This is a genomic window from Streptomyces lancefieldiae (assembly GCF_031845825.1).
GTDB classification, from domain to species: domain Bacteria; phylum Actinomycetota; class Actinomycetes; order Streptomycetales; family Streptomycetaceae; genus Streptomyces; species Streptomyces lancefieldiae.
This window is the reverse complement of sequence record NZ_JAVRFH010000072.1, coordinates 1-24,515: the sequence shown is the minus strand read 5'-3', so window position 1 is coordinate 24,515 and position 24,515 is coordinate 1. Positions and strand designations below refer to the sequence as shown.

29 protein-coding genes and 1 tRNA gene are annotated in these 24,515 nt (G+C 70.7%); 15 read left to right on the top strand and 15 right to left on the bottom strand.

Annotated features, from left to right (window positions below):
• Both RM812_RS37060 and RM812_RS37055 read left to right on the top strand, forming a co-directional pair.
• A partial coding sequence (locus RM812_RS37060) for an integrase core domain-containing protein (RefSeq protein ID WP_311583691.1) occupies window positions 1–126 on the top strand: 126 nt, incomplete at its 5' end.
• A 52-nt stretch (window positions 127–178) separates the two neighbouring features.
• Window positions 179–391 carry a dehydrogenase gene (locus tag RM812_RS37055; RefSeq protein ID WP_311584092.1) on the top strand — a complete coding sequence of 71 codons (213 nt, stop codon included), beginning with the start codon at window positions 179–181 and terminating at the stop codon, window positions 389–391.
• A gap of 124 nt (window positions 392–515) precedes the next feature.
• On the opposite strand, the gene RM812_RS37050 is transcribed toward RM812_RS37055, so the two are convergent.
• The 3 genes from RM812_RS37050 to RM812_RS37040 form a co-directional block, all read right to left on the bottom strand.
• Complete coding sequence (locus RM812_RS37050; RefSeq protein WP_311584089.1) at window positions 516–878, bottom strand: hypothetical protein; 363 nt, start codon at window positions 876–878, stop codon at window positions 516–518.
• Between the two features lie 249 nt (window positions 879–1,127).
• Window positions 1,128–1,628, bottom strand: coding sequence for a YfbM family protein (locus RM812_RS37045; RefSeq protein WP_311584086.1), 501 nt, complete (start codon window positions 1,626–1,628; stop codon window positions 1,128–1,130).
• Between the two features lie 343 nt (window positions 1,629–1,971).
• Window positions 1,972–2,409, bottom strand: coding sequence for an ATP-binding protein (locus RM812_RS37040; protein WP_311584083.1), 438 nt, complete (start codon window positions 2,407–2,409; stop codon window positions 1,972–1,974).
• A 338-nt stretch (window positions 2,410–2,747) separates the two neighbouring features.
• Between RM812_RS37040 and RM812_RS37035 the strand changes: the two genes are divergently transcribed.
• Window positions 2,748–3,506 carry a GntR family transcriptional regulator gene (locus RM812_RS37035; RefSeq protein ID WP_311584080.1) on the top strand — a complete coding sequence of 253 codons (759 nt, stop codon included), beginning with the start codon at window positions 2,748–2,750 and terminating at the stop codon, window positions 3,504–3,506.
• 80 nt (window positions 3,507–3,586) lie between these two features.
• Here RM812_RS37035 and RM812_RS37030 read toward each other — a convergent pair whose 3' ends face one another.
• Window positions 3,587–3,991 carry a hypothetical protein gene (locus tag RM812_RS37030; RefSeq protein ID WP_311584077.1) on the bottom strand — a complete coding sequence of 135 codons (405 nt, stop codon included), beginning with the start codon at window positions 3,989–3,991 and terminating at the stop codon, window positions 3,587–3,589.
• A 210-nt stretch (window positions 3,992–4,201) separates the two neighbouring features.
• Window positions 4,202–4,789, bottom strand: coding sequence for a TetR/AcrR family transcriptional regulator (locus RM812_RS37025; RefSeq protein WP_311584073.1), 588 nt, complete (start codon window positions 4,787–4,789; stop codon window positions 4,202–4,204).
• Between the two features lie 70 nt (window positions 4,790–4,859).
• Between RM812_RS37025 and RM812_RS37020 the strand changes: the two genes are divergently transcribed.
• Window positions 4,860–5,753 carry an NADP-dependent oxidoreductase gene (locus tag RM812_RS37020; protein ID WP_311584070.1) on the top strand — a complete coding sequence of 298 codons (894 nt, stop codon included), beginning with the start codon at window positions 4,860–4,862 and terminating at the stop codon, window positions 5,751–5,753.
• Between the two features lie 147 nt (window positions 5,754–5,900).
• On the opposite strand, the gene RM812_RS37015 is transcribed toward RM812_RS37020, so the two are convergent.
• Window positions 5,901–6,566 carry a MerR family transcriptional regulator gene (locus RM812_RS37015; RefSeq protein ID WP_311584067.1) on the bottom strand — a complete coding sequence of 222 codons (666 nt, stop codon included), beginning with the start codon at window positions 6,564–6,566 and terminating at the stop codon, window positions 5,901–5,903.
• 218 nt (window positions 6,567–6,784) lie between these two features.
• On the opposite strand from RM812_RS37015, the gene RM812_RS37010 reads away from it, so the two are divergent.
• Entirely contained in the window at window positions 6,785–7,732 is a 948-nt protein-coding gene (locus RM812_RS37010) for a hypothetical protein (protein WP_311584098.1), read from the top strand.
• On the top strand, window positions 7,729–8,202 hold the full coding sequence (locus RM812_RS37005) for an ABA4-like family protein (RefSeq protein ID WP_311584064.1): 474 nt from the start codon (window positions 7,729–7,731) through the stop codon (window positions 8,200–8,202). Before RM812_RS37010 ends, RM812_RS37005 begins: the two co-directional genes overlap by 4 nt.
• Before the next feature lie 4 nt (window positions 8,203–8,206).
• On the opposite strand, the gene RM812_RS37000 is transcribed toward RM812_RS37005, so the two are convergent.
• From RM812_RS37000 to phoU, 4 genes are all read right to left on the bottom strand, one after another.
• Complete coding sequence (locus RM812_RS37000) at window positions 8,207–8,548, bottom strand: SCO4225 family membrane protein (RefSeq protein ID WP_311584062.1); 342 nt, start codon at window positions 8,546–8,548, stop codon at window positions 8,207–8,209.
• 116 nt (window positions 8,549–8,664) lie between these two features.
• Window positions 8,665–8,913 (bottom strand): SCO4226 family nickel-binding protein, encoded by a 249-nt coding sequence (locus tag RM812_RS36995; RefSeq protein ID WP_311584059.1) that lies wholly within the window; start codon window positions 8,911–8,913, stop codon window positions 8,665–8,667.
• A gap of 134 nt (window positions 8,914–9,047) precedes the next feature.
• A complete protein-coding gene (locus RM812_RS36990; protein ID WP_311584056.1) occupies window positions 9,048–9,200 on the bottom strand; it encodes a hypothetical protein in 153 nt (50 codons plus the stop codon).
• Window positions 9,201–9,320: 120 nt separating this feature from the next.
• A complete protein-coding gene (phoU, locus tag RM812_RS36985) occupies window positions 9,321–10,010 on the bottom strand; it encodes a phosphate signaling complex protein PhoU (RefSeq protein WP_311584053.1) in 690 nt (229 codons plus the stop codon).
• Window positions 10,011–10,233: 223 nt separating this feature from the next.
• Here phoU and RM812_RS36980 point away from each other — a divergent pair, with 223 nt between their 5' ends.
• Together RM812_RS36980 and RM812_RS36975 are read left to right on the top strand one after the other, a co-directional pair.
• Window positions 10,234–11,505 carry a sensor histidine kinase gene (locus RM812_RS36980; protein WP_311584049.1) on the top strand — a complete coding sequence of 424 codons (1,272 nt, stop codon included), beginning with the start codon at window positions 10,234–10,236 and terminating at the stop codon, window positions 11,503–11,505.
• On the top strand, window positions 11,502–12,182 hold the full coding sequence (locus RM812_RS36975) for a response regulator transcription factor (RefSeq protein ID WP_019326704.1): 681 nt from the start codon (window positions 11,502–11,504) through the stop codon (window positions 12,180–12,182). The genes RM812_RS36980 and RM812_RS36975 overlap by 4 nt, the downstream gene beginning before the upstream one ends.
• A gap of 111 nt (window positions 12,183–12,293) precedes the next feature.
• On the opposite strand, the gene RM812_RS36970 is transcribed toward RM812_RS36975, so the two are convergent.
• On the bottom strand, window positions 12,294–13,031 hold the full coding sequence (locus RM812_RS36970; protein WP_311584042.1) for a copper chaperone PCu(A)C: 738 nt from the start codon (window positions 13,029–13,031) through the stop codon (window positions 12,294–12,296).
• Between the two features lie 698 nt (window positions 13,032–13,729).
• Between RM812_RS36970 and RM812_RS36965 the strand changes: the two genes are divergently transcribed.
• The 6 genes from RM812_RS36965 (at window position 13,730) to RM812_RS36940 (ending at window position 20,451) form a co-directional block, all read left to right on the top strand.
• The gene (locus RM812_RS36965; RefSeq protein ID WP_003953493.1) at window positions 13,730–14,212 is read left to right on the top strand and encodes a CarD family transcriptional regulator; all 483 of its coding nucleotides are present in this window, start codon (window positions 13,730–13,732) and stop codon (window positions 14,210–14,212) included.
• A 288-nt stretch (window positions 14,213–14,500) separates the two neighbouring features.
• Window positions 14,501–15,277, top strand: a complete 777-nt coding sequence (ispD, locus tag RM812_RS36960) for a 2-C-methyl-D-erythritol 4-phosphate cytidylyltransferase (protein WP_311583722.1) — start codon at window positions 14,501–14,503, stop codon at window positions 15,275–15,277.
• Window positions 15,267–15,770: a 2-C-methyl-D-erythritol 2,4-cyclodiphosphate synthase gene (gene ispF, locus RM812_RS36955; protein WP_311583719.1), complete on the top strand. Its 504-nt coding sequence runs from the start codon at window positions 15,267–15,269 to the stop codon at window positions 15,768–15,770. The genes ispD and ispF overlap by 11 nt, the downstream gene beginning before the upstream one ends.
• A 167-nt stretch (window positions 15,771–15,937) precedes the next feature.
• Entirely contained in the window at window positions 15,938–17,338 is a 1,401-nt protein-coding gene (cysS, locus tag RM812_RS36950) for a cysteine--tRNA ligase (protein ID WP_311583716.1), read from the top strand.
• A gap of 145 nt (window positions 17,339–17,483) precedes the next feature.
• Window positions 17,484–18,425 carry a 23S rRNA (guanosine(2251)-2'-O)-methyltransferase RlmB gene (rlmB, locus tag RM812_RS36945; RefSeq protein ID WP_311583713.1) on the top strand — a complete coding sequence of 314 codons (942 nt, stop codon included), beginning with the start codon at window positions 17,484–17,486 and terminating at the stop codon, window positions 18,423–18,425.
• 268 nt (window positions 18,426–18,693) lie between these two features.
• Entirely contained in the window at window positions 18,694–20,451 is a 1,758-nt protein-coding gene (locus RM812_RS36940) for a DoxX family protein (protein ID WP_311583710.1), read from the top strand.
• A 149-nt stretch (window positions 20,452–20,600) separates the two neighbouring features.
• Here RM812_RS36940 and RM812_RS36935 read toward each other — a convergent pair whose 3' ends face one another.
• From RM812_RS36935 to msiK, 3 genes are all read right to left on the bottom strand, one after another.
• Window positions 20,601–21,338 carry a nucleotidyltransferase family protein gene (locus tag RM812_RS36935; RefSeq protein WP_311583707.1) on the bottom strand — a complete coding sequence of 246 codons (738 nt, stop codon included), beginning with the start codon at window positions 21,336–21,338 and terminating at the stop codon, window positions 20,601–20,603.
• Between the two features lie 43 nt (window positions 21,339–21,381).
• Window positions 21,382–21,834 (bottom strand): hypothetical protein, encoded by a 453-nt coding sequence (locus RM812_RS36930; protein ID WP_311584094.1) that lies wholly within the window; start codon window positions 21,832–21,834, stop codon window positions 21,382–21,384.
• 253 nt (window positions 21,835–22,087) lie between these two features.
• Window positions 22,088–23,224, bottom strand: a complete 1,137-nt coding sequence (gene msiK, locus RM812_RS36925; RefSeq protein ID WP_311583704.1) for a diacetylchitobiose ABC transporter ATP-binding protein MsiK — start codon at window positions 23,222–23,224, stop codon at window positions 22,088–22,090.
• A gap of 314 nt (window positions 23,225–23,538) precedes the next feature.
• Between msiK and RM812_RS36920 the strand changes: the two genes are divergently transcribed.
• Window positions 23,539–23,612 (top strand) — tRNA-Thr (locus RM812_RS36920).
• Between the two features lie 60 nt (window positions 23,613–23,672).
• On the opposite strand, the gene RM812_RS36915 is transcribed toward RM812_RS36920, so the two are convergent.
• A partial coding sequence (locus RM812_RS36915; RefSeq protein ID WP_394816568.1) for an NADase-type glycan-binding domain-containing protein occupies window positions 23,673–24,515 on the bottom strand: 843 nt, incomplete at its 5' end.

The window sequence follows — 24,515 nt, the reverse complement described above, 5'->3', positions numbered from 1 at the left end:
GAATCAGCCCGCCGCAAAGCCCTGCCGGCCTGGCTCCATCACTACAATCACCACCGCCCCCACACCGCAACCGGCGGCAAACCGCCCGTCACCAGGTTGACCAACGTCCCTGGGCAGTACATCTAGCCCCACTCAAGTTGCTCCGGGACGAAGAGGTCGCTCCGTTAAGGTGCGCCGCATGACCAACGACGCCCCGGCCTGCCCCGAATGCAGCCAGCCCATGAAGGCCGGCGGCTTCGTCCTCGTCAAGCGGGAGGATGATCCCCGGCGGACCTGCCGGATACTGCTGGGGTGTACCAGTCGGCACGTCTGGTGGCGTTGGGCCGACCGGCCGGATAAGCCGCTGGAGGCTTGCCCGGTGCCCGAGCTGTTCCGGTACATCCACCGCTGACATCAACGACCCCGAACGACGGCGGCCCACAGCACCCCTGGACGGCACCGGTTCACGAGACGAGACGAGACCAGACCAAGCCGAGAGAAGCTCGAACTCCTAAAGCGGGTGTCGAGGACCGAGGTCATGCCTTTCGGTGCTGAGCGAACACCTGCTGCTGCTCGTCCCGCCAGGACCAGTTGGCCGGCCGGGAGAAGGGCAGGCTTCGAGCAAGGCCGGAGAACTGGTCGGAGGGCTCCCGGCTCGCCTTGTTCACCACAATCGCCGAGAGCATCGGTGCTCGTCCGTCCTCGTTACGGTGGAGGCAGACATCCTTGAGTAGGTAGGTCATGACTCCGCGGTGAGGCGGGATGGAGTCGAAGCCCCGTGCCGCCAGCTCGGCGCTCAACTCCCCGTACGTGATGGTCTGTTCCCGACAGGCCCACTCCCGCAGGATCTCCACAGCTGCTTCGACCGCTGTCGGGTACTCCGGGTCCTTGATCCTCATTGCCCCTCCCCATGGCGTGGCCACTGCCCAGCCTGCGCATACCGGGCCAGACACCGGCCGGTTACTGCTGCAGCAGACGAAGAGATCGTGCCAGAACCGTGCCAGATCGTGCAGGGAACCACGGGGAATCGCGAGGACCAGGGCGCCAGGCTGTCAGGCTACGGGGCCGCACCACCGTAGGTCAGCTCAGCGACCACTCGTAGACAACCCAGGCTTCCCAAGCTGAGGTTTTACCGCTGCACCTGCCTATCAGTCCAACCAGACGAGCACCGCGTCGTCCGCTCCGGCAGCGGCCTCGAAGAACTGAGCGAGGCTGTCGTACCAGTGACGACCCCACTCCAGTGCGCCAGGCACGTCCCACCCGAGGGGGTACACCTCGGCGCTGGTCAGTTCGGCAGGATCCACACCTCTGACGAGCTGGTCATAGCTGGTAACCCGTAGAGTCTCCGCTGCGAGCTTGACCCGCTCAGGTCGCAGGTACCTCGGAGGCCCGTACCCCCAGTCCTCATTTTCGGCGAACGGCTCCTCACCGTGGATAACGTTCACGGGGAACTCGACACGCGCCAGCAGGAAACGGAGCATGTCCCAGGCCTTGTGCGTGCTGAAGTGACGCGCCTTGGCCGGCGCAGGCTCCGTCTCCTCCTCGGCGTCCTGGACCTCTTCGACGAAGTCCAGAGCCCAGTCGGGCTCTCGGGTCGCCCGGCCGAGTTCAGCAGCCGTGACACGCAGGTACTCACCGATCATGCTCATGGCCGGAGACTAGACGGGGCCACTGACAACGCCAGTTGCCAGTCGAGCGCGGCAGGGCTGGGCCGTCCCTGGGCCGTCCGAGGCCGCTCGACAGTGGCCAACGACGACCAACGACGACCACCAGACGCACGAGCCCACCGTCCCTGACCAGCAAAAAACCAGCTCACCAAGATCCCCGACAAGACCCAGGGCAAGAAGAAGTAAGCGCCCACGAGTAAGCCCCTGCCTTCGGCCTTTCGCGCCGGCAGGGGGCTCGTCGTTGTGCTGGGCCGCCCTGGGCCGTTGAATGACCTCCCGACTCGGCTCGCTCGGTTCCAGGTGACGGAAGGTGTGGGCTTTCCCCTCACGTTGGCCAGGCATCGGCGACAACGAAGGAGACGACCGTTCCGCCGAAGTGGCTGGGCCCGGAGTGCCAGGAGTCCGCCGTGGCGTCGACGAGGAGCAGCCCTCGTCCGTGAGCGTCGTCCGCATCCGGGTGCCGTAGCCGTACGCTCGCCGGGAAGCCCGGGTTGTGCACCTCCACGCGGAGCGACGTTCCCTCGCGGAACCACTCGACCCGCACCAGCCAGGGGCCTTCCGCCTCCCCGTAGCGGATGGCGTTGGTGACCAGCTCCGAGATCATCAACACGCAGTCGTCGACCGAACAAGCCGGGTTGTACGGAGCGATGAACTTCCGGAACCAGCGCCGCGCACGGGACACGGACTCGGGCTCCGGATGCAAGGTCATCGCGCCGAGGCGCGGTGATTCCTCACAGGGGTAGCGGTCGATCGTGTAAGCCATCCGTACTCACTCCCTGCCGCTGTCGCCGCAGCGGAGGCGACGAGGCTTTCGATCGCGGAACTCGCGCCCGTCCGCACCGGCGAATGTCGGTGCCGAAGCTGTCACCACAGACACCACGGACACCACGGCAGTCGACGGATCGGTCCAGGACGACGCCATGCAGCACCCCCTCACTTATGACCGGACAGCCTCTCTAGACATCTCACTATGGACCGGCATCTCTAGAGACGTCAAGCGGGCAAGTGAAGCGGTCGCGACCTTGGTAGCGCGGCTACACGCAGCGAGCGAACGCTCAACCTGTGGCCTAAGGTGTCTAGAGAGGAGAGGAGGTCCACGGGATGGCCCACACCGATGGCGACCGTCGGCCCAAGTACCAGCGGATCGCGGACTCTCTGCGCGAGGCGATCCAGTCGGGCGAGTACGGTCCTGGTGATCGGCTTCCAGGGGAGAACGACCTCATGGCCACGTACGGCGTGGCTCGCATGACGGCCCGACAGGCCCTGAGCGTCCTCCGGGACGAAGGCGTCGCCGAAGCCCGAAAGGGCGCCGGCGTGTTCGTCCGGGCATTCCGCCCGCTTCGGCGCCGAGGCATCCAGCGACTGGCCGAGCAGCAATGGGGCAACGGCCGTTCCATCTGGTCGACGGACCTTGAGAACCGCATGCTCGAGGTGGACCAGCTCACCGTGTCCGAGGAGTCCGCGCCCAACCGCGTCGGCGCGGTCCTGGACCTGGCCGGTGAGGAGACGGTGTGCGTGAGGCGTCGGCGCTTCGTCCTGGACGGCAAGCCAGTCCTGCTCGCGACGAGCTACCTGCCCACATCTCTGGTCGCCGGATCCGCGATCACTCAGGAAGACACCGGACAGGGTGGGACGTACACCAGGCTCGCCGAACTCGGTTACAAGCCGGCGCACTTCCGCGAAGAGATCCGCTCGCGGATGCCGTCGAAGGATGAGGCAACACAGTTGAGCATGTCCGCGGGCACCCCGGTCATCCTCATCTGCCGCACCGCGTTCACGGACGAAGGCCGCCCCGTCGAGGTCAACGAAATGACGCTGGACGCCGCCTCGTACATCTTGGAGTACGACTTCGACGCGTGAGCCCGGGCGGCTTCCACCAGCGTCTGGGTTACCGCCCTCTGCACGGGTTCAAGGCGGCTCACTCCACTCACCGCGCGTGCTTACTCGGCCCGCCGGAAACTGTCAGCCCCGAGCCCTTCCCAGTCGACAGTCATGGTGTCCGCCACCAGTCCGTAGACGCGCCCCACAGTCCGGTCGGTATTGCCGTCATCGCACTTGAGTCTGATGACGTGCAGTCCATCTTCCTTGGCCACCGTGCCGAAGCAGTGGTGATCTCCCATCAGTTCCACCTGCAGGTTTCTGATGTGGAGCACAAGCACGCTTCCGGGTCCGAGCTCAGGGTTCCACGTGCCCGACGTGGAACCCCAAGTGCCGGTGAGCATGGCGTCGACCTTGTCACTGGAGGGCGACGAGGAAGGCTTCGCTCCCTCGGAGCCGGCCCCGCATCCTGACAATGCGACGAGGGCCGCCACGATCGCGGCGCTCTTGCATACCTGCTTGATCACGTCACCTCTTCGGGAGGGCCGGCCCCAAGGCCGACACCAGGACGGCCGCGCTGGTCAGAGCGCGCTGAGGCTAGCAACACCGACTTGCCGTGCTGGGGCCGGCCAGGCGAAGACGCGTGGGTCTGCGGTGCCTGCGGCTGTGGGCCTACGGGATGTCCCGGTCCTGTCCAGCCAGGGTCTTGTCCGGGTTCTGCCTGGAGGGGCAGGTCCTCACGTAGGGCGAGTAGGGGTGGCGGCCTGCCAGGCCGCCTCGATCATCTGGAAGATCTCGTCCACCGCGGCCTGCGGATCGGCAGCCTCGCGGGCCAGCGTGTAGGCGTCGATCGTGAACCTCGCGATCGTCCGGCAGGCCGTTGTGGTCGGGGGCAGGCCGAGGTCGGCGGCGATGGCCGCTGCGAGCGTCTCCGCGTGACGCAGCCTCATCGACTCCTCGTACTTCCGCAGCGCGGGCGACTCTTCGATCATGCGCCAGATCGGGGCGGCGCCGTCCGCCGTGCAGTGGCGGACGAGGGCATGGATCTCGTGGCGCAGTGCGGGGATGAGCGGCTCGTGCGGAGCCCGGCCGGTGACCGCCCGGGTCAGGCGGTGCTCGAAGTCCGCGTCCTGCTCGAACACCAGGGCCTCTTTCGAGGCGAAGTGGGAGAAGAGCGTCGTGACGGCCACGTCGGCCTCGGCGGCCACGTCACGGATGCCCACCGCGTCGTACCCGCGTTCCAGGAAGAGCCGCAGGGCGGTGTCGGCGATCTTCTGGCGGGTCGCGGCCTTCTTGCGCTCTCGGCGGCCGGTCGGCACGGGCATGTCCGAACGCTAGCAGATGCGTAACTGAAACGGTTCTAAAAAGCTAACCGTTAGTGCTACGGTCGGCGGCATGAAGAAAGTGAGCTTCGCCGAGTTCGGCGGCCCTGATGTCCTGCACCTCATAGACGCCGAGGAGCCCCACGCGGGCCCCGGCCAGGTACGCATCGCCGTGCGGGCGGCGGGTGTGAACCCCGTCGACTGGAGGATCCGTGAGGGCCAGGTTCTGGGGGCCCATCCGGTCGAGTTGCCCGCCGGAGTCGGGCTGGACGCCGCCGGGGTGGTGGACGAGGTCGGCGAGGGCGTGGAAGGGGTCGCGGTCGGCGATCGAGTGTTCGGCGAAGGGGCGAGCACCTACGCCGAGTTCGCCGTGCTGTCGGCCTGGGCCCGCATGCCCGAGGGGCTGACGTTCGAGGAGGCGGCCGGGTACCCCTCCGTGGTCGAGACCGCGCTGCGCATCATCGACCAGGTCGGTGTGCGGCCCGGGCAGACGCTGCTGGTCAGCGGTGCGTCCGGCGGAGTCGGATCGGCGGTGCTGCAGATCGCCCGCGAGCGCGGCATCTCGGTGATCGGCACGGCCGGGGCCGCGAACCAGGACTATCTGCGCAGCCTGGGTGCCGTCGCCACGACGTACGGCGAGGGCTGGGTCGAGCGGGTGCGGCAGCTCGGCGGGGTCGACGCGGCTCTGGATCTGGCCGGCTCGGGCGTGATCCGCGAACTCGTCGAGCTGACCGGGGATCCGCAGAAGGTCGTCTCCATCGCCGATCTCGGTGCGCCGGACCTCGGTGTCCGGTTCTCCGGCGTGGCCGGGAGCGTGCCGGACGCGCTCGCCGAGGCCGCCCGCCTCATCGCGGCAGGAAAGCTCCACATCCCGGTCGAGAAGTCGTACACGCTGGCCGAGGCCGCCGCGGCGCACGTCGACAGCCACGCCGGTCATGCGCGCGGGCGCCGGGTCATCGTCCCCTGAGTCCCCTGAGTCGTTTCCCCGCGCAGTCGCGCGGCCCGGCAGGCTGATGTCCTCGGCGACGGTGGACTTGCTCCCCGTCGCCGAGTCCGCCCGGCAGGGACGGCCGCGGGTCACCGGGCTGGTGCTCGCGGCGTGCGGGCCTCGGTGTCACCCCGGCGTTCCGGGCTGCCCCTGCGTCCCGTAACGCTTCGCCGACGCGTCCACGTGGGCCAGGCGGCGCAGGGCGTTGAAGACCGCCTCGCCCAGGACCGTGCCGATCACCACGGCCTCCACCATGTCCTCCACCGCCACCTCCCGGTCCACGTAGGCGAGATCGGCGCGGGCGACCTGCTCCGCCGCGTCGGCGTAGTCGTCGAGCACGTCGGTGAAGGCGCTGTGGCCCAGGCGGTCCATCGCGGCGAGGGCCTTGGTCAGGTCGGCCGCCGCCGGGTTGGACTCGTGGGTGCGCCAGCCGCGCCGGGTGACGAGGTCGGCGACGACGGCCCGGGCTGTTCGTGACGCGCCGTCGGTGTCGGCGTCGTCGGCCTGGTCGTCGTGGTCCGCGCCGAGGCGGTCCGCCGCGGCGCCGAGCACCTTGTGCAGCGGGCGGTCACGGTCGTCGATGGCCGTCAGTACGTCGGCGATCTCGGCGACCTTCATGCCGCCGACGTCGAGCAGGGCGCGGATCAGGCGCAGCCGGCGCTCGTGCGACTCGCCGTAGGACGCCTGGTTCGGGCTGGTCAGCTCGCCCGGAGGCAGCAGGCCCTCACGGACGTAGTACTTGATCGTCGGCACCGGGACTCCGGTTCGCCGGCTCAACTCACCAATGCGCACCGTCGGTTCACTCCTCGCGCTCTGCCTGGCCGCCTGTTCCGTCGCTTGCCGGACGGTCCCCCATCATAGATAGTGGCACTATCAGATAGCGGATAGTGCTGCTATCCGCTGAGTGTCAGGTTTGGGGGAGAGTTGTGTCTGCGTTACGTTCCGGCTCCTGGATGTTCCGGCCGTCGTGGTCGTCGTGGCATCGGCCGCTGGTCGTCTTCTCGGTGGTGATGGCGGGCCTGGCGGTCGTGTCCGGTGTCGGGCTCGTCGTCGACGACCGGGTTCTGGCGGGGGCGCCGATCTGGGCCAAGCCCTTCAAGTTCTCCGTGTCCTTCGTCGCCTACGGCCTGTCGCTGGCCTGGGTGCTGTCGCTCCTCACACGTGGCCGGCGCGTGGGCTGGTGGGCGGGGACCGTCGTCGCCGTGGCGAGCCTCGTCGAGATGGCGATCATCGTCGTGCAGGCGGCACGCGGGAGGCGCAGCCACTTCAACTACGCGACGTCCCTCGACGCGGCACTGTTCAACGCGATGGCCGTCACGGTCGTCGTGCTGTGGCTCGGCACGCTCGCGGTCGCCGTGCTGCTGCTCCGCGCCCGCATCGCCGACCGCGCGTCGGCGTGGGCGATGCGCTCCGGCGTCGTTCTCGCGCTGGCCGGCGCCGCCGTCGGGTTCCTGATGACGCAGCCCGCACCGGGACAGCGGCGCGGCGAGTCCGACGTGGTCGGCGCGCACAGCGTGGGCGTGCCGGACGGTGGTCCCGCGATGCCGCTGACCGGGTGGTCGACGACCGGCGGCGACCTGCGGATCCCGCACTTCGTCGGCATGCACGCGCTGCAACTGCTGCCGTTGGTGGTCATGGCGCTGACCGCCCTCGCCCCACGCTTCGCCCGCCTCGCCGACGACCGGGTGCGCCTGCGGCTCGTGCTGCTCGCGTCGGGGGTCTACGCCGCTTCCTTCGGGCTGGTCCTCTGGCAGGCGCTGCGTGGCCAGGCGCTGACCCGTCCGGACGCCCCGACACTGGGGGCCGCCGGGTGGATCCTGGCGGTCGCCGTGGCCGGTACGTACGTCTCCGTCCGGTGGACGGGTCGTCCCGGTCGGTCCGGTCGTCCCGGTCGGTCCGCTCCCGTCGGCGCCGGAGACGTCACCTCACACATCACGGGAAAGGACCTAGTCGCATGACCGGCTTCCTCTTCGAGTTCTCCTTCTGGCTCGCAGCCCCCGTCTGGCTGCTCATGATCTTCGCCCCGGGGTGGCGGTACACCGAACGCGTCGCCGCGTCACCACTGACCGTGGTGCCCGTGCTGCTCGTCCACCTCTCGCTCGCCGCCCCCGTGTTCCCGGAGCTCTGGGCCGCGGTCAGCCGCCCGGACATCGACACCTTCCGTGACCTGGCGGTGCTCGCGAACGGCGCGGGAGCCGTCTGGGCCCAGGTCATCGCCTGGGACCTGCTGATCGGGCAGTGGATGTACCGGGAGGCCAGGCGGCTGCGGATCTCCGCACGGGTGACGGGACCGCTGCTGGTCATGACGGTCCTGCTCTCGCCGCTTGCGGTGCTGGTGTTCCTCGGCCTGCGCGCCGTGCGCCTACGGCGTTCGGCCCGCAGCGGCGCCGAGTGGCGGGCCGCCGCACGGATCCCCGGCCGCGCGTGACCGCTCAGCCCGCCGCGGTGACCCCGTGCCGGTGCCCCCGCAGCGCCCGCCAGGCCGCGCCCAGCGCCAGGGACTGGACCAGCGCCGAGAGCGCGATGCCGCCGACGAAGAACCACGTCGGGGCGTCGCCGCCCCAGCCCGCCTCGCCGAGCCATGCGACGAAACCGAAGGCCGGGAAGGTGAGCAGGGCCGGCCAGACCCAGATGAGGGAAGCGTCCGGGTCGGTCGCGAACAAGGGTTCCACCACGGCGACGGCCATCGCGCCGCCGACCAGGGCGAGGTAGACCGCCGAGACGCGGTTGGCGAAGGTCAGGCGGGTGAGGGTACGCATCAGGTTGGTGTTCATCGGTTCTCGGTCTCCCCTGGGCCTGGGTCGTTCGTTCTGTCTCCAGGGTCGGACGCGAACGTTCCCCGGGCCTGAGTACCCGTACTCAGGTCGAACGACGTGACACCTGAGGGGGCTTACGCCGAGAGCGGGACCTCGTGGATCTCGTCCGCCTTGTGGCCCGCGCGTTCGTGGACGCGCTGGACCGCGTCGGCCGACGGGGCCTCGGAGAGGCAGAAGACCGTGCCGGAGTCCGGGTCCGCCCACGCGTGTTCGAAGTGGACGTCCTCGTCCTTCTCCAGGGCGAGGTCCGCCTGGTGGGCCTTCTGGAGCTGGTCCGACGTGACGCCGTGCATCCCGTGGTGCACGTCCATGAAGTGAGCCATGGCCTCGCACCCCCTTCAGGGTCTTTCCTCCAGGGTGCGCCCGTACGGCGGCCGGGGCGAACCCGGCCGCCGTACCACCGACTACTACGGCTATGGCTACGGCTACCGCTCCGGTGCGTACCGCGCCTACCGCGTCAGCACTGGCAGGGATTGCCCGACTGGCAGCCGCAGCCGCAGCCCGAACCGCAGCCGCACGCGGCGATCAGGGGCAGGTTGCGGATCTCGGTGGGCTGCTCGGTCCGGCGTTCCTGTGCGGGGTCGGGCTGGGTGCTGGGGGAATCGGCCATGGGTTCCTCCTGGGGGCTGGTGCCTGTGCCCATTGGAAGCCCGCGGACGTGGTCGCATCAACGGCGCACTGGGGCGCCCGCGCGCGCCCCCCTGCCGGCCCGTCCCCGCCCAGGCGCGCTTCAGGCCTTCTCGACCTGCGTCGCCGGCTGGATGTCCGCCTGCAGATCGTCCGCGTGCTCGCCGGTGACCAGGTACACCACCCGCTTGGCGACCGCGACGGCGTGGTCGGCGTAGCGCTCGTAGTAACGGCCGAGCAGCGTCACGTCCACGGCCGTCTCGATGCCGTGCTTCCAGCGGTCGTCCATCAGGTGCTGGAAGAGGGTGCGGTGGAGGAGGTCCATCTCGTCGTCGTCCTGCTCCAGCTGCAGGGCCAGGTCGACGTCCTTGGTGATGATCACCTCGGCCGCCTTCGCCATCAGGCGCTGCGCGAGCTGGCCCATCTCCAGGATGGTGGCGTGCAGATCGTGCGGCACCGCACGCTCCGGGTAGCGCAGCCGGGCCAGCTTGGCCACGTGCTGGGCCAGGTCGCCCGAGCGCTCCAGATCGGCCGACATCCGCAGCGAGGTGACGACGATGCGCAGGTCCGTCGCCACCGGCTGCTGCCGGGCCAGCAGGGCTATCGCCCGGGCCTCCAGGTCGTGGTGGAGCTCGTCGACCTTCTGGTCGGCCTCGATCACGTTCTCGGCCAGCTTCAGGTCGGAGTCGAGGATGGCGGTCGTGGCGCGCCCGATCGCCGACCCGACCAGCCGCGCCATCTCCACCAGACCGTCGCCGATCGAATCCAGTTCCTCGTGGTACGCGTCCCGCATCAGGGTTCCCTCTCGTACGTCCATTTGGGGGGCTCGCACCGGCTCGGCGCCGGTTCGAACCCCTCGCCGTGCCCCCACGCTTACACGTTCCGACCCGTACGCGTCCGTTTCCGGCACCGCACGTGAACCGTCACTGGCTCCAAGGTGAACTCTGGGCGACGAGTGTTCGAGCTCGCACCCCGATGGCTGGGGCGGGGCCGTCCGCCATGCCTAACCTGGGGGCATGGACGTGAACGCGGCGGTCGCCGCAGCGGCAGCGATCGCCGGAGTACTCACCGGCGTCATCGCCATGCTGGCGTTCCGCTGGAGCGAGCGCGACCAGAAGCGGCCCACCCGCACCTCCCTGCACACCGACCCCGTGCTCCCGCCCGGCGTGGACACGGTCCTGTCGGTGCTGCGGTCCTCCGCCGTCGTCCTCGACGAGGCCGACGCGGTGGTCAAGGCCAGCTCGGCGGCGTACGCCCTGGGCCTGGTCCGGGGCGGCAAGCTCGCCGTGGATCCCATGCTCCAGATGGCCCGGGACACCCGGCGGGACGGGGAGATACGGCAGGTCGAACTGGATCTGCCGAGGAGGGGGACCGGGCGCGGCGAGGCACTCGCCGTCTCCGCGCGCGTCGCCCCCCTCGGCTCCCGGCTCGTGCTCCTGCTCGTCGAGGACCTCACCGAGGCCCGTCGCATCGAGGCCGTACGGCGCGACTTCGTCGCCAACGTGAGCCACGAGCTGAAGACACCGGTCGGCGCGCTCTCCCTGCTGTCCGAGGCCGTCATGGACGCCTCGGAGGACCCGGAGGCGGTGGAGCGGTTCGCCGGGCGCATGCAGATCGAGGCGACCCGGCTCACCAACCTCGTGCAGGAGCTCATCGACCTGTCCCGGGTCCAGAACGACGATCCGCTCGACGACGCCGAGCCCGTCCGGGTGGACGAACTGGTCGCCGAGGCCATCGACCGCTGCCGGCACGCGGCCGGCACCAAGCAGATCACCATGGCCGCCGGCGGCACGGCGGACCTGCACGTACGCGGCAACCGCGGCCAGCTCGCCGCCGCCCTCGGCAACCTCGTCGAGAACGCCGTCAACTACTCGCCCGCCCGCACCCGCGTCGGCATCGCAGCCCGCCGCGTCGGCGCGCCCGGCGGCGACCTGATCGAGATCGCCGTGACCGACCAGGGCATCGGCATCTCCGAGAAGGACAAGGAGCGCGTCTTCGAGCGCTTCTACCGCGTCGACCCGGCCCGTTCCCGGGCCACCGGAGGCACCGGTCTGGGTCTCGCGATCGTCAAGCACGTGGTCGCCTCGCACGGCGGGGAGGTCACGGTGTGGAGCGCCGAAGGCCAGGGCTCCACTTTCACCCTGCGACTGCCGGAGTCGGGCGCGTCCCGCGACCGCGCACAGCAGCGGACCGACCGCGCCGGACTCAGCGCCGAGCCCGAGCGGTCCCCCTCATCCCCCCGTACATCCCCGTACGAAACGCTTCCCGCCCCGGAGGTCCTTCCGTGACCCGTGTGCTCGTCGTCGAGGACGAGGAGTCCTTCTCCGACGCCCTGTCGTACATGCTCCGCAAGGAGGGCTTCGAGGTCGCCGTCGCGACCACCGGGCCCGACGGACTCGACGAGTTCGAGCGCAACGGCGCCGACCTCGTCCTCCTCGACCTGATGCTGCCCGGCCTGCCGGGCACCGAGGTGTGCCGTCAGCTGCGCGGCCGCTCGAACGTCCCCGTGATCATGGTGACCGCCAAGGACAGCGAGATCGACAAGGTCGTCGGGCTGGAGATAGGGGCCGACGACTACGTCACCAAGCCCTTCTCCTCCCGCGAACTGGTCGCCCGCATCCGGGCCGTACTGCGCCGCCGCGGCGAGCCGGAGGAGGTCGCCCCCGCAGCGCTGGAGGCCGGCCCCGTCCGCATGGACGTCGACCGGCACGTCGTGACCGTCGGCGGCACCAAGATCGACCTGCCGCTGAAGGAGTTCGACCTGCTGGAGATGCTGCTGCGCAACGCCGGCCGGGTGCTGACCCGCATGCAGCTGATCGACCGGGTGTGGGGCGCCGACTACGTCGGGGACACCAAGACCCTCGACGTCCACGTCAAGCGGCTGCGCGCCAAGATCGAGCCCGACCCGGGCGCGCCGCGGTACCTGGTGACGGTGCGGGGGCTCGGCTACAAGTTCGAGCCGTAGACCGGCCGGCGCGCCGGCGCCCGTGACGTACGACGAAGGGCGGGACCTCCTCTCCGGGAGGTCCCGCCCTTCGTGCGCCTGCGGCCCGCGGTGCGTTCCGCGGTACGGGGCTCAGTGGCCGGCGTCGGCCTCGTCGGTCGAGTCGCCCGCGCCCGATCCGGTGCCCGTCTCGTCCGTGCCGGACTCGTGGGTGCCGGACACGTCCGTCTCGGACTCGTTCGTGCCGGTCTCTTCCGTGCCGGTCTCGGTGTCGCCGGAGTCCGACGTGCCGTCGCCCGGCTCCCCGGAGGTCTCCTGCGACGGCTGCGCCGACGCGCCGGACGCCGCGGGGACGTCGCTCGGGCCCCACTCGGAGAAGTAGCTCTCGGCGGGGACCACGAACGCGCGCAGGCTCACGTCACCGGTCTTGCTGAAGGTGAAGGTGATCTCCTGCGCGTTGCCGTCCTTGACGGCCTCGCGGCTGCTGGGCAGGACGGCCGAGGCGTTGTCCTTGCCGCCGATGACCACGGAACCGCCGGCCGGGACGGTCACGCCGCCCTTCTCGCCCTTGGCGGGCTTCAGCTCGGCGGACTTGTCGGTGCCGGCCACGGTGATGGACTCGAGCGTCTGGTCGGTCCGGCCGTTGTTGAACAGGGTGGCGGAGACCACGGCGGGGCCGGTCGACTCCAGGTCGGGCTGCGTGATGACGACCGCGTTCTGGATCTTGATGTCGCCGACGGCCGTCGCAGCGTTGTCCGGCTTGATCTCCAGCGTCTGGGCGTTGTGGCCGGCGCCGCACGCGGCGAGCGAGGCGATCGAGAACACGATGGCGGCGGCGGCGAGGCCGCCACGTCGAAGGCTGCTGCTCACGGCGGCGGCAACTCCTTGGACTCGAGCGGGTGGCGGCTACGGATAAAGCCGCCCTAAGTGTCTGTCAGCGGCTTCAGGCTACCGAGCCGTTCCGGGGCCGCCGCACCCGACCCTCCCCGAAGAGGCCCGGCTTCGCCCGGCAGGCGGTAGCCCGGGCCCGTGGGCGGACCGTGCGGCCGGAGTACAAGGGGTACGGCGCGGTGCTCCGGCGCGCCTGTCACGGGTTCCCGTCCCGAGTCGCTTTGCGGCTCGCGCACTCGTCAACAGTCGTCGGCCATTCGGATAAGAAGTCCCGTGATACCGGCCGTCCACCGGCACGCGAAATTTCCGTGGAGGAATGCGCGGACGGCCAGGAAATTGATCACAGACGGGGCGGCCCGGGGCGCCCGGTGATCAATTCCGGATTCGTCCGGAAGCACGCCCCGGCCATCGAACGGAGTAGCGGAAGTCGCACACCTGCAACCGGACATATGGGGATCTTCGGGTAGGTGGGAGTGCCTCCGGTTGTGTGTGACGTGCGCGTTTCACCCAGCCTGAAGAGCCGCTCCGACCTGCGAATACTTTCTCCCGCCCGTCCGCCGCAGCACGTTCCTGTCGCTGTTGTCAAGCCCCGAGATATGCCCTGACCTGCGAAAACGCCATTCAGAAGACGCCGTATCCGTGTTACCCTGGATAGCCACGGAAGGGGTACCTGTCACATGACGTTCAAGGTTGGCGACACCGTGGTCTATCCCCATCACGGGGCCGCGCTGATCGAGGCTATCGAAACTCGCCAGATCAAAGGCGTGGACAAGACCTACTTGGTGCTGAAGGTCGCCCAGGGTGACCTGACGGTACGTGTGCCAGCGGACAATGCGGAGTTCGTCGGCGTGCGTGATGTGGTCGGTCAGGACGGGCTGGACCGGGTCTTCGAAGTGCTGCGCGCGCCGTATGCCGAGGAGCCCACGAACTGGTCGCGTCGTTACAAGGCAAACCTGGAGAAGCTCGCCTCCGGCGACGTCATCAAGGTCGCGGAAGTCGTACGCGATCTGTGGCGCCGGGAGCGCGAGCGCGGACTCTCCGCAGGTGAGAAGCGCATGCTCGCCAAGGCCCGCCAGATCCTGGTGAGCGAGCTGGCTCTCGCGGAGAACACCAACGAGGACAAGGCGGAGGCCCTGCTCGACGAGGTGCTCGCCTCCTGAGACGAGGCGCAGCCCACTGCCCGCTCGGTTCAGCGCACTGAAATGCCGCGGTGCCCGATGACACCCTTGCTGTCGCCGGGCGCTGCGGCATGTTCATACCCGGATTCCCGTCCCGGGGTGCCGTTCGTCTTCGTAGGCTCATCCCGGGAGGCTTCCTCCCCGGGTACTGGCGTGCCGGGCCCGGGCGCAGGCTCGACCGGGGTCACGGAAGGGTCCGGTCAAGGCGTCGCGCCCGGCACGGTGAGGCCATACCCAACTAGGTCGAGCACACAAACCTGACAGGAACCGATGTCTGACGAATCGCGTCCCTCGCCCGCGAGGACACCGGCCGAGGCCCGTACGAACGCCCGGACCGCGGCTGTTGTTCCGGCCGCCGGCCGGGGCGTGCGCCTCGGGCCGGGCGCCCCCAAAGCCCTCCGCGCGCTGGGCGGCACGCCCATGCTCATCCACGCGGTCCGTGCGATGGCCGCCTCACGCGCGGTCTCTCTCGTCGTCGTCGTGGCCCCGCCCGACGGCGCCGCCGAGGTCAAGGGCCTGCTCGACGCGCACGCGCTGCCCGAGAGGACGGACTTCCTCGTCGTACCCGGCGGCGCGTCACGCCAGGAGTCCGTACAGCTCGGCCTGGACGCGCTGCCGACCGACTACGACATCGTCCTCGTGCACGACGCGGCCCGGCCGCTGGTGCCGGTGGACACGGTGGACGCCGTGATCGAGGCCGTACGGGAGGGCGCGCCCGCCGTGGTGCCGGCGCTGCCGCTCGCCGACACCGTCAAACAGGTCGAGCCCGCCGCGGTGCCGGGCGAACCGGAGCCGGTGGTGGCGACGCCGGAGCGGGCGCGGTTGCGTGCGGTGCAGACGCCGCAGGGATTCGACCGCGGGACGCTGGTGCGCGCCCACGAGACGGTGGCCGACAACGTCACCGACGACGCGAGCATGGTCGAGCAGCTCGGACTGACGGTGGTGGTCGTGCCGGGGCACGAGGAGGCGTTCAAGGTGACGCGGCCTCTCGACCTGGTGCTCGCCGAGGCCGTGCTGGCGCGCAGGAGGCTGAACGATGGGTTCTGAGACGGACGGGCTCCCCGCGCTGCCGCAGGTCGGGATCGGCACCGACATCCACGCCTTCGAGGACGGGCGTGAGCTGTGGTGTGCCGGCCTGAAGTGGGAGGGAGAGGGGGCCGGCCTGGCCGGGCACTCCGACGCGGACGTCGTCGCGCACGCGGCGTGCAACGCGCTGTTCTCCGCGGCCGGGATCGGTGACCTGGGGCAGCACTTCGGTACCGGGCGGCCGGAGTGGTCCGGGGCGTCGGGGGTGACCCTGCTGACCGAGGCGGCGCGGATCGTGCGGGCGGAGGGGTTCCGGATCGGGAACGTCGCGGTGCAGGTGGTCGGGCCCAGGCCGAAGATCGGCAAGCGGCGCGACGAGGCGCAGAAGGTGTTGTCGGAGGCGGTGGGGGCGCCGGTGTCGGTGTCCGGGGCGACGACGGACGGGCTGGGCTTCCCCGGGCGGGGGGAGGGGCTGATGGCGGTGGCCACGGCGTTGGTGGTGCGGGTGGGGTGAGCGGGGTCAGTGGGGTGAGTGGGCGGTGAGTGTGGTGTGCGGGGCGGTCCGTCCCCGCCTCGGCGACTCGGCCGGACGGGAGCCTCGCGCCGCCTTCCGGACCCCGTCCGGCCACAAGCGGCCATGTACGCCCTTGGCACTGCCCGACGCCTACTACCCTGGACCTCGTGACTATTCGCCTGTACGACACCAGCGCCCGGCAGATCCGTGACTTCGCCCCCCTCACGCCCGGGTGTGTCTCGATCTACCTGTGTGGCGCCACCGTGCAGGCCGCCCCGCACATCGGGCACATCCGGTCGGGGCTGAACTTCGACATCATGCGCCGCTGGTTCGCGTACCGCGGCTACGACGTCACGTTCATCCGCAACGTCACCGACATCGACGACAAGATCATCAGGAAGGCGGCGGAACAGAACCGCCCCTGGTGGTCCATCGGGTACGAGAACGAGCGGGCGTTCAACGACGCCTACGACGCCCTCGGCTGCCTCCCGCCCACCTACGAGCCCCGTGCCACCGGCCACGTCACCGAGATGGTCGAGATGATGCGCGGCCTCATCGAGCGCGGACACGCCTACGAGGCCGAGGGCAACGTCTACTTCGACGTACGCTCCCTGCCGGGGTACCTCGCGCTGTCCAACCAGGAGCTGGACGACCTGCGTCAGCCCGAGGGCGAGGGCGAGACCGGCAAGCGGGACCCGCGGGACTTCGCCATGTGGAAGGCGGCCAAGCCCGGGGAGCCGAGCTGGGAGACGCCGTGGGGGCGGGGGCGGCCCGGCTGGCACCTGGAGTGCTCGGCCATGGCCCACAAGTACCTGGGCACCGAGTTCGACATCCACGGCGGCGGGATCGACCTGATCTTCCCGCACCACGAGAACGAGATCGCCCAGGCCCGCGGCTTCGGCGACGCCTTCGCCCGGTACTGGGTGCACAACGCCTGGGTCACCATGAGCGGCGAGAAGATGTCCAAGTCGCTCGGCAACAGCGTGCTCGTGAGCGAGATGGTCAAGCAGTGGCGGCCCGTGGTGCTCCGGTACTACCTGGGCACGCCCCACTACCGCTCCACCATCGAGTACAGCGAGGAGTCCCTGCGCGAGGCCGAGTCGGCGTTCGCGCGGATCGAGGGCTTCGTGCAGCGCGTCACCGAGCTGGCCGGCCAGAGTGTCGAGCCCGCCGCCGAGGTGCCGCCCGCCTTCGCCGAGGCGATGGACGACGACCTGGGCGTCCCGCAGGCGCTCGCCGTCGTGCACACCACCGTCCGGCAGGGCAACAGCGCGCTGGCCGCCGACGACAAGGAGGCCGCCGTCGCCCGCCTCGCCGAGGTCCGTGCCATGCTCGGCGTGCTCGGCCTGGACCCGCAGGCGCCGCACTGGGCCGGGGAGCAGGAGCAGGGCGAGGACCTGCGGCACGTCGTCGACAGCCTCGTACGTCTGGTCCTGGACCAGCGCGAGGCGGCGCGGGCACGGAAGGACTGGTCCACCGCGGACGCCATCCGCGACCAGCTAAAGGAGTCCGGACTCGTCATCGAGGACAGCCCGCAGGGGCCCCGCTGGAGCCTCGGCTCCCGCTGACCCGACCGGTCACCGAAGCTCGATCCCGAAGATCGACTGTGCCGCCCGGCCTCCCGGGCGGCACACTGCATAAGACACTTCACAAGACACCGCACAACACGCAGACATCACGCACACTCCCGTAGAGAGCGGAGACAGGTAACTCATGGCCGCGAACAACCGCCGCATGTCCGGCAAGAAGGGCGCGCAGGTCGGCAGCGGCGGCAAGCGACGCCGGGGCCTGGAAGGCAAGGGGCCGACGCCCCCCGCCGAGATGCGCAAGGGGCACGCCAAGCAGCGCGCCGCCAACGCGAAGGCCCGCCGCACCACGGGACGCCCGCAGCAGCGGCGCGGGGGCGGGCGCTCGACGTCCGAACTCGTCGTCGGACGCAACCCCGTCTACGAGGCACTGCGCGAGGGCGTGCCCGCCTCGACGCTCTACGTCCAGCAGTTCATCGACAACGACGAGCGGGTGCGCGAGGCGCTCCAGCTCGCGGCCGAGCGCGGCGGCATCAACCTGATGGAGGCGCCGCGTCCCGAGCTGGACCGGATGACCAACGGGCTCAACCACCAGGGGCTCGTCCTCCAGGTCCCGCCCTACGAGTACGCGCACCCCGAGGACCTGGTCGCCGCCGCCCACGACGAGGGCGCGGACCCGCTGATCGTCGCCCTCGACGGCGTCACCGACCCGCGCAACCTCGGCGCCGTCGTCCGCTCCGTCTCCGCCTTCGGCGGCCACGGCGTCGTCGTGCCCGAGCGGCGCGCGGCCGGCATGACGGCGGGCGCCTGGAAGACGTCCGCCGGCACGGCCGCCCGGACGCCGGTGGCCCGCGCCACCAACCTCACGCGCGCCCTGGAGGCCTACCAGAAGGCCGGGATCGTGGTCGTGGGCCTCGCCGCCGACGGCGAGGTCGAACTCGGCGAGCTGGAGGCCCTGGGGGGCCCGGTGGTCATCGTCGTCGGCAGCGAGGGCAAGGGGCTGTCGCGACTGGTCGGCGAGACCTGCGACTTCCGGGTGCGGATCCCGATGCCCGGCGGGGCCGAGTCGCTCAACGCGGGTGTCGCGGCAGGGATCGTGCTGTACGAGGCGGCTCGGCGTCGGGTCTGACGCGGCGGTTCTGTTCGGCGGGGCCGTGCGGGGGAGCGGCCGTGCGGCTCCGGTGTCCGGCGGGGGTCCGGCGGCACCGATCGCTCAACGCCGGTGCCGCGGCGGGCGCCCGCGGTGCGGGGCGACCTGACGGCGGGGCCCCGTGAAGGGACGGGTGTTCGGGCCGGTCCCCCCTGCGGGGCGTTCCGGGTGGGTCGGACGAGCTTGACGCGGTCCGGACAGATCCGGGCGGGCAAGGCAGTGTCCTAACGACACATCACTCGGTTAGATGAGCGTGGACACCAGAACACCCCGCACACCCACGGGGGACCGCTCGTCGGAAATCGACGACGCTCCCGCGCTGAGCATGGTGAAGGTGCCGAGCGATCCGGCCCAGGTCATCGTCAATCACGCGAGCTTCCGCGTGCAGCTCGGTGCCTCCGCGCGGCGGACCCGATCCCCGCGGATCGCGCGGCACTTGATCGCCACCCAGCACACCGCCCGCATGCCCGTCGCAGGCGCCGCGGGTTCCGCCGCCCCGGCCCCCGCCCGCCGCCGCGCCGTGATCTGGAGCGGCCGGTCCGACCCGGACGACACCGGCGCCCACCGGCTGCTCCAGGCGGTGCGGGCCGGAGTCGGCCGGCACACCGAGGGCCCGGCCGCCGACACCTCCGCCGACGCCACAGACGCCGGAGCCACCCAGGTCATCCCCCGCGTCGGCACCGACGGGGGCGACCCCGGCCACGGCGCGTACGACGACGGCTCCCAGACCCTCGAAACACCCCTCGTCGGCGCCCAGCGCGGCTCCCTCCCCCGCGGAACCCGGCTGCTGCCCGCCATGCGCACCGTCGGCAGCGCCTACGACGAACCCGCCTACACCGGCGACGACTTCGACACCACCGCCGCCGCCCCCGCGCACGACGACTACTACTACGACTACGAGGACACCGAGGACCCCACCGACGGGCGCGAGCCGCGCACCAGGCGCCACGCCGAAGACCCGGCACGGCACGCGTACTTCCCCGGCCGCCGCATGAACCTCGGCGTCGTCCTGCTCCCACTGCGCGTCTTCCTCGGCTCCATCTCCGTCTACGCCGGCATGGGCAAGCTCTGCGACCCCGTCTACTTCGACGGCGGCGAACGCGGCTCCATGGTCAAGTGGCTCAACACCCTCCACCCCTGGGACGTCGCCGAGCCGCTGCGCCAGTTCGCCCTCACCCACCCCGTGGGCGCCGGACTCGTCATCGCCTTCCTCCAGGTGATCGTCGGCGTCCTGACCGTCCTGGGCTGCTGGCAGCGCGTCGCCGCCGTCATCGGCGCGGGCCTGTCCGCCGCCCTCCTCGTCACCGTCAGCTGGCAGAGCGTCCCCGCCTACGACGCGCCCGACATCATCTACCTCGCCGCCTGGTCCCCGCTGATCATCGCCGGCGCCCCCGTCTACTCCGTGGACGGCCGGCTCTCCGGCAACGCCTGGCGCCGGCTGGGCCCCCACGCCCACATCTGGGACCTGCGCCGCTACGTCCTGCGCCGCGGCGCCCTCGTCACCTTCCTCGTCACCGGCATCACCCTCCTCGTCGGGTCGCTGCTCGGCGGCGCCGTCCGCGACTCCGGCCGCGTGGTCGTCCCCGGGCCCGGCGAGGCGCCGCGCAACGAACTGCCGGGCTCGCCGCTCCCCCAGGAGCCCGGAACACGGAAGCCGAAGACCCCGGAGGCCTCCGCCTCACCCACCCAGGGCGCCACCGGCGGCACGGCCACCCCCTCCACGGACGCGGCGACGACCCCGGGAGCCCTCCCCGACAGTGGCGGCGCCACCACCGCCGGCCCCCCCAGCCAGACCCAGGGCACCAGGGGCCAGGCACCGCCGCAGCAGCAGACCTCCCCGGCCGACCGCGCCCCCAGCACCACGGCGGGGCCGACCTCCGGCGGCAGCACGACCGGCGGCGGCAGCGGCTCGACCGGCGGCACCGGAAGCGGCAGTGAGGACGGCGGCGGATCCTCCCCCACCGGGAAGCCGGACGGACGCCTCGTGGGCGGCCTCCTGGGATAGGGCAGGCACCCCCGACCCGACCCGACCCGACCCTCCCGACCCCGAACCGGGCGATACGCACAGGGGGACACGCAGAGCCACGTACGCCGAAGGGCCCCGCACGGACGACGTGCGGGGCCCTTCGGCGCGGCATGGGGGCCGGACGCCGCTCAGCGGCCGGCGAGGGCCGCCAGTTCCCCTGCCGCCTCCGTCAGGTCCTTCGCGGTGTCGATCGCCCGCCAGTAGGACCCCTGCGGGATCGGGAAACCGGCCAGCCGGTGCTCACGGGCCAGCCGGGGGAACGTGGTCCGCTCGTGGTCCCCGCGCTCCGGGAGCATCGCGGCGAAGCCGGGCGAGAAGACGTACACCCCGGCGTTGATCTCGAACGTCGACGGCGGCGCCTCGATGAAGTCGGTGATGTGGCCGAAGCCGTCCGTCTGCACGGCGCCCCACGGCAGCCGCGGCCGGGCCAGGGCGAGGGTCGCGACCGCGTCCCGCTCGGCGTGGAAGTCGGCCATGTCACGCAGCGAGAAACGCGTCCAGATGTCGCCGTTCGTGGCGTACCAGGGCCGGTCCGGGTGCGGGAGATGCGCGGCGGCGTACTTCAGGCCGCCGCCGCGGCCCAGGGGCTCGGTCTCGACGACGGTGGTGACGGAGAGCGGCAGATCGGCCGTCTCCAGCCACTTCTGCAGCACCTCGGCCAGATGACCGCAGGAGACCACGACGTCCGTCACGCCCTCTTCGGCGAGCCAGGTGAGCTGATGGCCGATGATCGGAGTCCCCGTGCCCGGGATCTCGACCATCGGCTTGGGCCGGTCGTCGGTGTAGGGACGCAGCCGGGAACCCTGTCCGCCGGCCAGGACGACGGCTTGAACGGGGCGGCGGGACACGGCGTTCGGATCGGTCATGCCCGGAACTGTACGCGGCGCCCCACCGGCCCCCGGAGGGCCCTCAGCCGTGCGCGGCCAGGACGCCCGAGGCGAAGGCGGTGTCGCAGACGGGACGCGCGTACGCCTGGGCACGCGTCGGGCCGTACACCCGCACCGCGGCGCGGCCGAGGGCGCGGGCGATGGACGCGCAGTGTCCGGCCAGCGAGGGGTGCTCGTCGACGGCCTGCTGGAGATGGGTGAGGGCCACGCCCGGGTCCTCCTCCTGCAGCTCGGTCAGCAGCCGGTCGCGCAGCACCTCGTGCGGAGCGCGGGCGGCCCGTGCGGAGGCGTGGGAGGAGGAGGCCTCCGACGCGGCGAGCACCGAGTCCGAGGGATCCCCCGACCAGTTGACCCGGGTGACCGCGAGGGTCCCGGAGAGCACCAGGACGACGGGCAGGACGAAGGCGAGAGAGCGGCCGATCCGGTGGGCGGGGCCCCGGCCGCGTCGCGTCTGTCGGGTGGTGGAGTGCTTCACGGAGTGCTTCACGCGAGAGAGGGTAGCGTCCGGTAATGATTTGGCGACATTTAGTCACCGGTTCGGGGGATGGGAAAGAGGCCTGAAATGGGTAGCGGGTTGACGAACGCTGCTCGAAACGTCCGTTGTGCCGGGGAATTTGTCGACAACGGGAAGAGCCCCGCAGCAGGCTGCGGGGCTCTTTTCGCCAACGCGGGTGAATTCACCCGGCCGAGTGGTTTCCCGGCGTCCCGGTTTCCCGGCGCCCGGGGTGTCAGTCGGAGAGGCGCTCACCCGTGGAGGACGAGAAGACGTGGCTCTCGCCCGGCCGCGGCACGACGTGGACGGTCGCGCCCTTCTCCGGCACGGCGCGGCTGCTGACGCGGACCACGAGGTCCTTCGTCTCGCCACCGACCTCGACCGTGCCGTAGATGTAGCCGTCGGCGCCGGTCTCCTCCACGACGTTCACCGAGACCGCGAGGCCCGCCGGGGCGTCCGCGGAGTCCTTGGCGAGGGTCTTGGACACGCCACCGTTCAGTTCCACCACGTCGAAGTGCTCGGGGCGGACGCCGACGGTGACCGTGCGGTCGCCCTTGTCGGCGGCGGCCTTCAGGGCGTCCCGGTTGATCGGGACGACGCTGTTGCCGAACTTGACGCCGCCGTCGGTGATCGGGACCTCGACCAGGTTCATGGCCGGGGAGCCGATGAAGCCGGCGACGAAGAGGTTCGCGGGCTTGTCGTACATGTTGCGCGGCGAGTCGACCTGCTGGAGCAGACCGTCCTTCAGCACGGCCACCCGGTCGCCCATCGTCATGGCCTCGACCTGGTCGTGGGTGACGTAGACCGTGGTGATCCCGAGGCGGCGCTGGAGCGAGGCGATCTGCGTACGGGTGGAGACACGGAGCTTGGCGTCCAGGTTGGACAGCGGCTCGTCCATGAGGAACACCTGCGGCTCACGCACGATCGCGCGGCCCATCGCCACACGCTGGCGCTGACCACCGGAGAGGGCCTTCGGCTTGCGGTCCAGGTACTCGGTGAGGTCGAGGATCTTCGCGGCCTCCTCGACCTTCTGCCGGATCTCCGCCTTGTTGACGCCCGCGATCTTGAGCGCGAAGCCCATGTTGTCGGCGACCGTCATGTGCGGGTAGAGCGCGTAGTTCTGGAACACCATGGCGATGTCCCGGTCCTTCGGCGGCAGGTGCGTGACGTCGCGGTCACCGATGCGGATGGCACCGCCGTTCACGTCCTCGAGCCCCGCGAGCATGCGGAGCGAGGTGGACTTGCCGCAACCGGACGGTCCGACCAGGACGAGGAACTCGCCGTCCGCGATGTCGATGTCGAGACCGTCGACGGCGGGCTTCGTGGAACCCGGGTAGATCCGGGTCGCCTTGTCGAACGTAACAGTGGCCATGGTGAAGGCCCCCTTCTACCGGCAGGAACGTGCCGGACGATCCGTTGTAGGAAGGTGGTGGTGTAGTCCACACGGGTGAACTGGCACAGGACGGTACCTGGCGTTCACCTGATCTGTCAGTACCTGCGGGCCTGTGAACTTCATCGAAATTTTCGACACCGCGGGGCGACTTGGGCGGAGCGCCGCACCCCATGGGCGTCGCGGAGGACGGCCCACCGGCCCGCGCCGAGGGGAGTGGGGAAGTCCGTGGATCGGGGAAACGCGGGCTGTGTACAGTGGAGCCGCCCGTGCGTACGGCGTTTGTTGTGCGCGATGCCTCCTTAGCTCAGATGGCCAGAGCAACGCACTTGTAATGCGTAGGTCGTCGGTTCGAATCCGACAGGGGGCTCAAGGTGAAACGGCCCCCTGGCCTTCGAAAGCCAGGGGGCCGTTGGTTTTCCCGTTGAGGTCAGGTGCGGTTCGCGCTGGACGGGCCGAAGAACTCGATCTCCGCGATGGCCACCTGCTTGTTGGCGGAGGCCGCGTGGGCCGACTCGATGGTGAAGCGGACCTTGGTGACCTCGCCGACGCGGAACGGGCGTCGCTGGCCGCCGGGGCCCTGGTCCAGGGTGAGGTCGCGGACCGCGGTCGTGCCGTCCTTCGCCGTGATCGTCGCCTTCACGCGGTGCGGCAGGGCCGACTCGTTGAGCCTGTCGGCCTTGGTGGAGACGCCCGGAGTGATGATCAGGTCCAGCAGACGGGTCGGCTCGGTGAAGCTGACCTCGATCCACTCGCCCTGTCCGGACTGGTCGACGCCCGGACCCCACCAGGTGTTGCTGCGCTTGTCGATGAGGAGCTCCGGCTTGTGACCGGCGAAGGAGCGGGACGCCTTGATGGCGTCCGGAGAGACCGGGGCGCGCTTGGCGAAGTGGTCGCGGGTGGCCCGGATGCCGTCGGGGATGTAGACGAAGCCGAGGACGGCGAGGGTGACGACGACGGCGAGGGTGATCCAGGTGCCGATGCGGTCGAAGACGCGGCGCAGACGGGGGCGGTCGCCGGCCCAGGGGGTCTCGCGGCGCCGGCCGCCGAAGAGGCGGCGCCACCAGGGGGCGGGTCCGTCGGCGTGTTCCTGGGTGCGGTCCAGGGGCATCGCGCAGCGCGCGCAGTAGTGGCGGTCGGGGCGGTTGGGGGTGGAGCACCACGGGCAGGGTGGGCCGTTGGCGATGTCCGGCTGGTGGCCGGGGGCGCGTACCTGGGGGCGGTCGGCGTCGGGGCGGCCGGGCAGGACGGGGGCGACGGCGGGGGGTGGGGC

Coding starts and splice junctions, on each gene's coding strand:
- RM812_RS37035 (WP_311584080.1), top strand. CDS start 2,748: ATGGCCCACACCGATGGCGACCGTCGGCCCAAGTACCAGCGGATCGCG.
- RM812_RS37005 (WP_311584064.1), top strand. CDS start 7,729: ATGACCGGCTTCCTCTTCGAGTTCTCCTTCTGGCTCGCAGCCCCCGTC.
- RM812_RS36980 (WP_311584049.1), top strand. CDS start 10,234: ATGGACGTGAACGCGGCGGTCGCCGCAGCGGCAGCGATCGCCGGAGTA.
- rlmB (WP_311583713.1), top strand. CDS start 17,484: ATGGCCGCGAACAACCGCCGCATGTCCGGCAAGAAGGGCGCGCAGGTC.
- RM812_RS36965 (WP_003953493.1), top strand. CDS start 13,730: ATGACGTTCAAGGTTGGCGACACCGTGGTCTATCCCCATCACGGGGCC.
- RM812_RS36995 (WP_311584059.1), bottom strand. CDS start 8,913: ATGGCTCACTTCATGGACGTGCACCACGGGATGCACGGCGTCACGTCG.
- RM812_RS37050 (WP_311584089.1), bottom strand. CDS start 878: ATGAGGATCAAGGACCCGGAGTACCCGACAGCGGTCGAAGCAGCTGTG.
- RM812_RS37045 (WP_311584086.1), bottom strand. CDS start 1,628: ATGAGCATGATCGGTGAGTACCTGCGTGTCACGGCTGCTGAACTCGGC.
- ispD (WP_311583722.1), top strand. CDS start 14,501: ATGTCTGACGAATCGCGTCCCTCGCCCGCGAGGACACCGGCCGAGGCC.
- RM812_RS37010 (WP_311584098.1), top strand. CDS start 6,785: ATGGCGGGCCTGGCGGTCGTGTCCGGTGTCGGGCTCGTCGTCGACGAC.
- RM812_RS36935 (WP_311583707.1), bottom strand. CDS start 21,338: ATGACCGATCCGAACGCCGTGTCCCGCCGCCCCGTTCAAGCCGTCGTC.
- RM812_RS37055 (WP_311584092.1), top strand. CDS start 179: ATGACCAACGACGCCCCGGCCTGCCCCGAATGCAGCCAGCCCATGAAG.
- RM812_RS37000 (WP_311584062.1), bottom strand. CDS start 8,548: ATGAACACCAACCTGATGCGTACCCTCACCCGCCTGACCTTCGCCAAC.
- RM812_RS36990 (WP_311584056.1), bottom strand. CDS start 9,200: ATGGCCGATTCCCCCAGCACCCAGCCCGACCCCGCACAGGAACGCCGG.
- phoU (WP_311584053.1), bottom strand. CDS start 10,010: ATGCGGGACGCGTACCACGAGGAACTGGATTCGATCGGCGACGGTCTG.
- RM812_RS36940 (WP_311583710.1), top strand. CDS start 18,694: ATGAGCGTGGACACCAGAACACCCCGCACACCCACGGGGGACCGCTCG.
- RM812_RS37025 (WP_311584073.1), bottom strand. CDS start 4,789: ATGCCCGTGCCGACCGGCCGCCGAGAGCGCAAGAAGGCCGCGACCCGC.
- RM812_RS37040 (WP_311584083.1), bottom strand. CDS start 2,409: ATGGCTTACACGATCGACCGCTACCCCTGTGAGGAATCACCGCGCCTC.
- msiK (WP_311583704.1), bottom strand. CDS start 23,224: ATGGCCACTGTTACGTTCGACAAGGCGACCCGGATCTACCCGGGTTCC.
- RM812_RS37020 (WP_311584070.1), top strand. CDS start 4,860: ATGAAGAAAGTGAGCTTCGCCGAGTTCGGCGGCCCTGATGTCCTGCAC.
- ispF (WP_311583719.1), top strand. CDS start 15,267: ATGGGTTCTGAGACGGACGGGCTCCCCGCGCTGCCGCAGGTCGGGATC.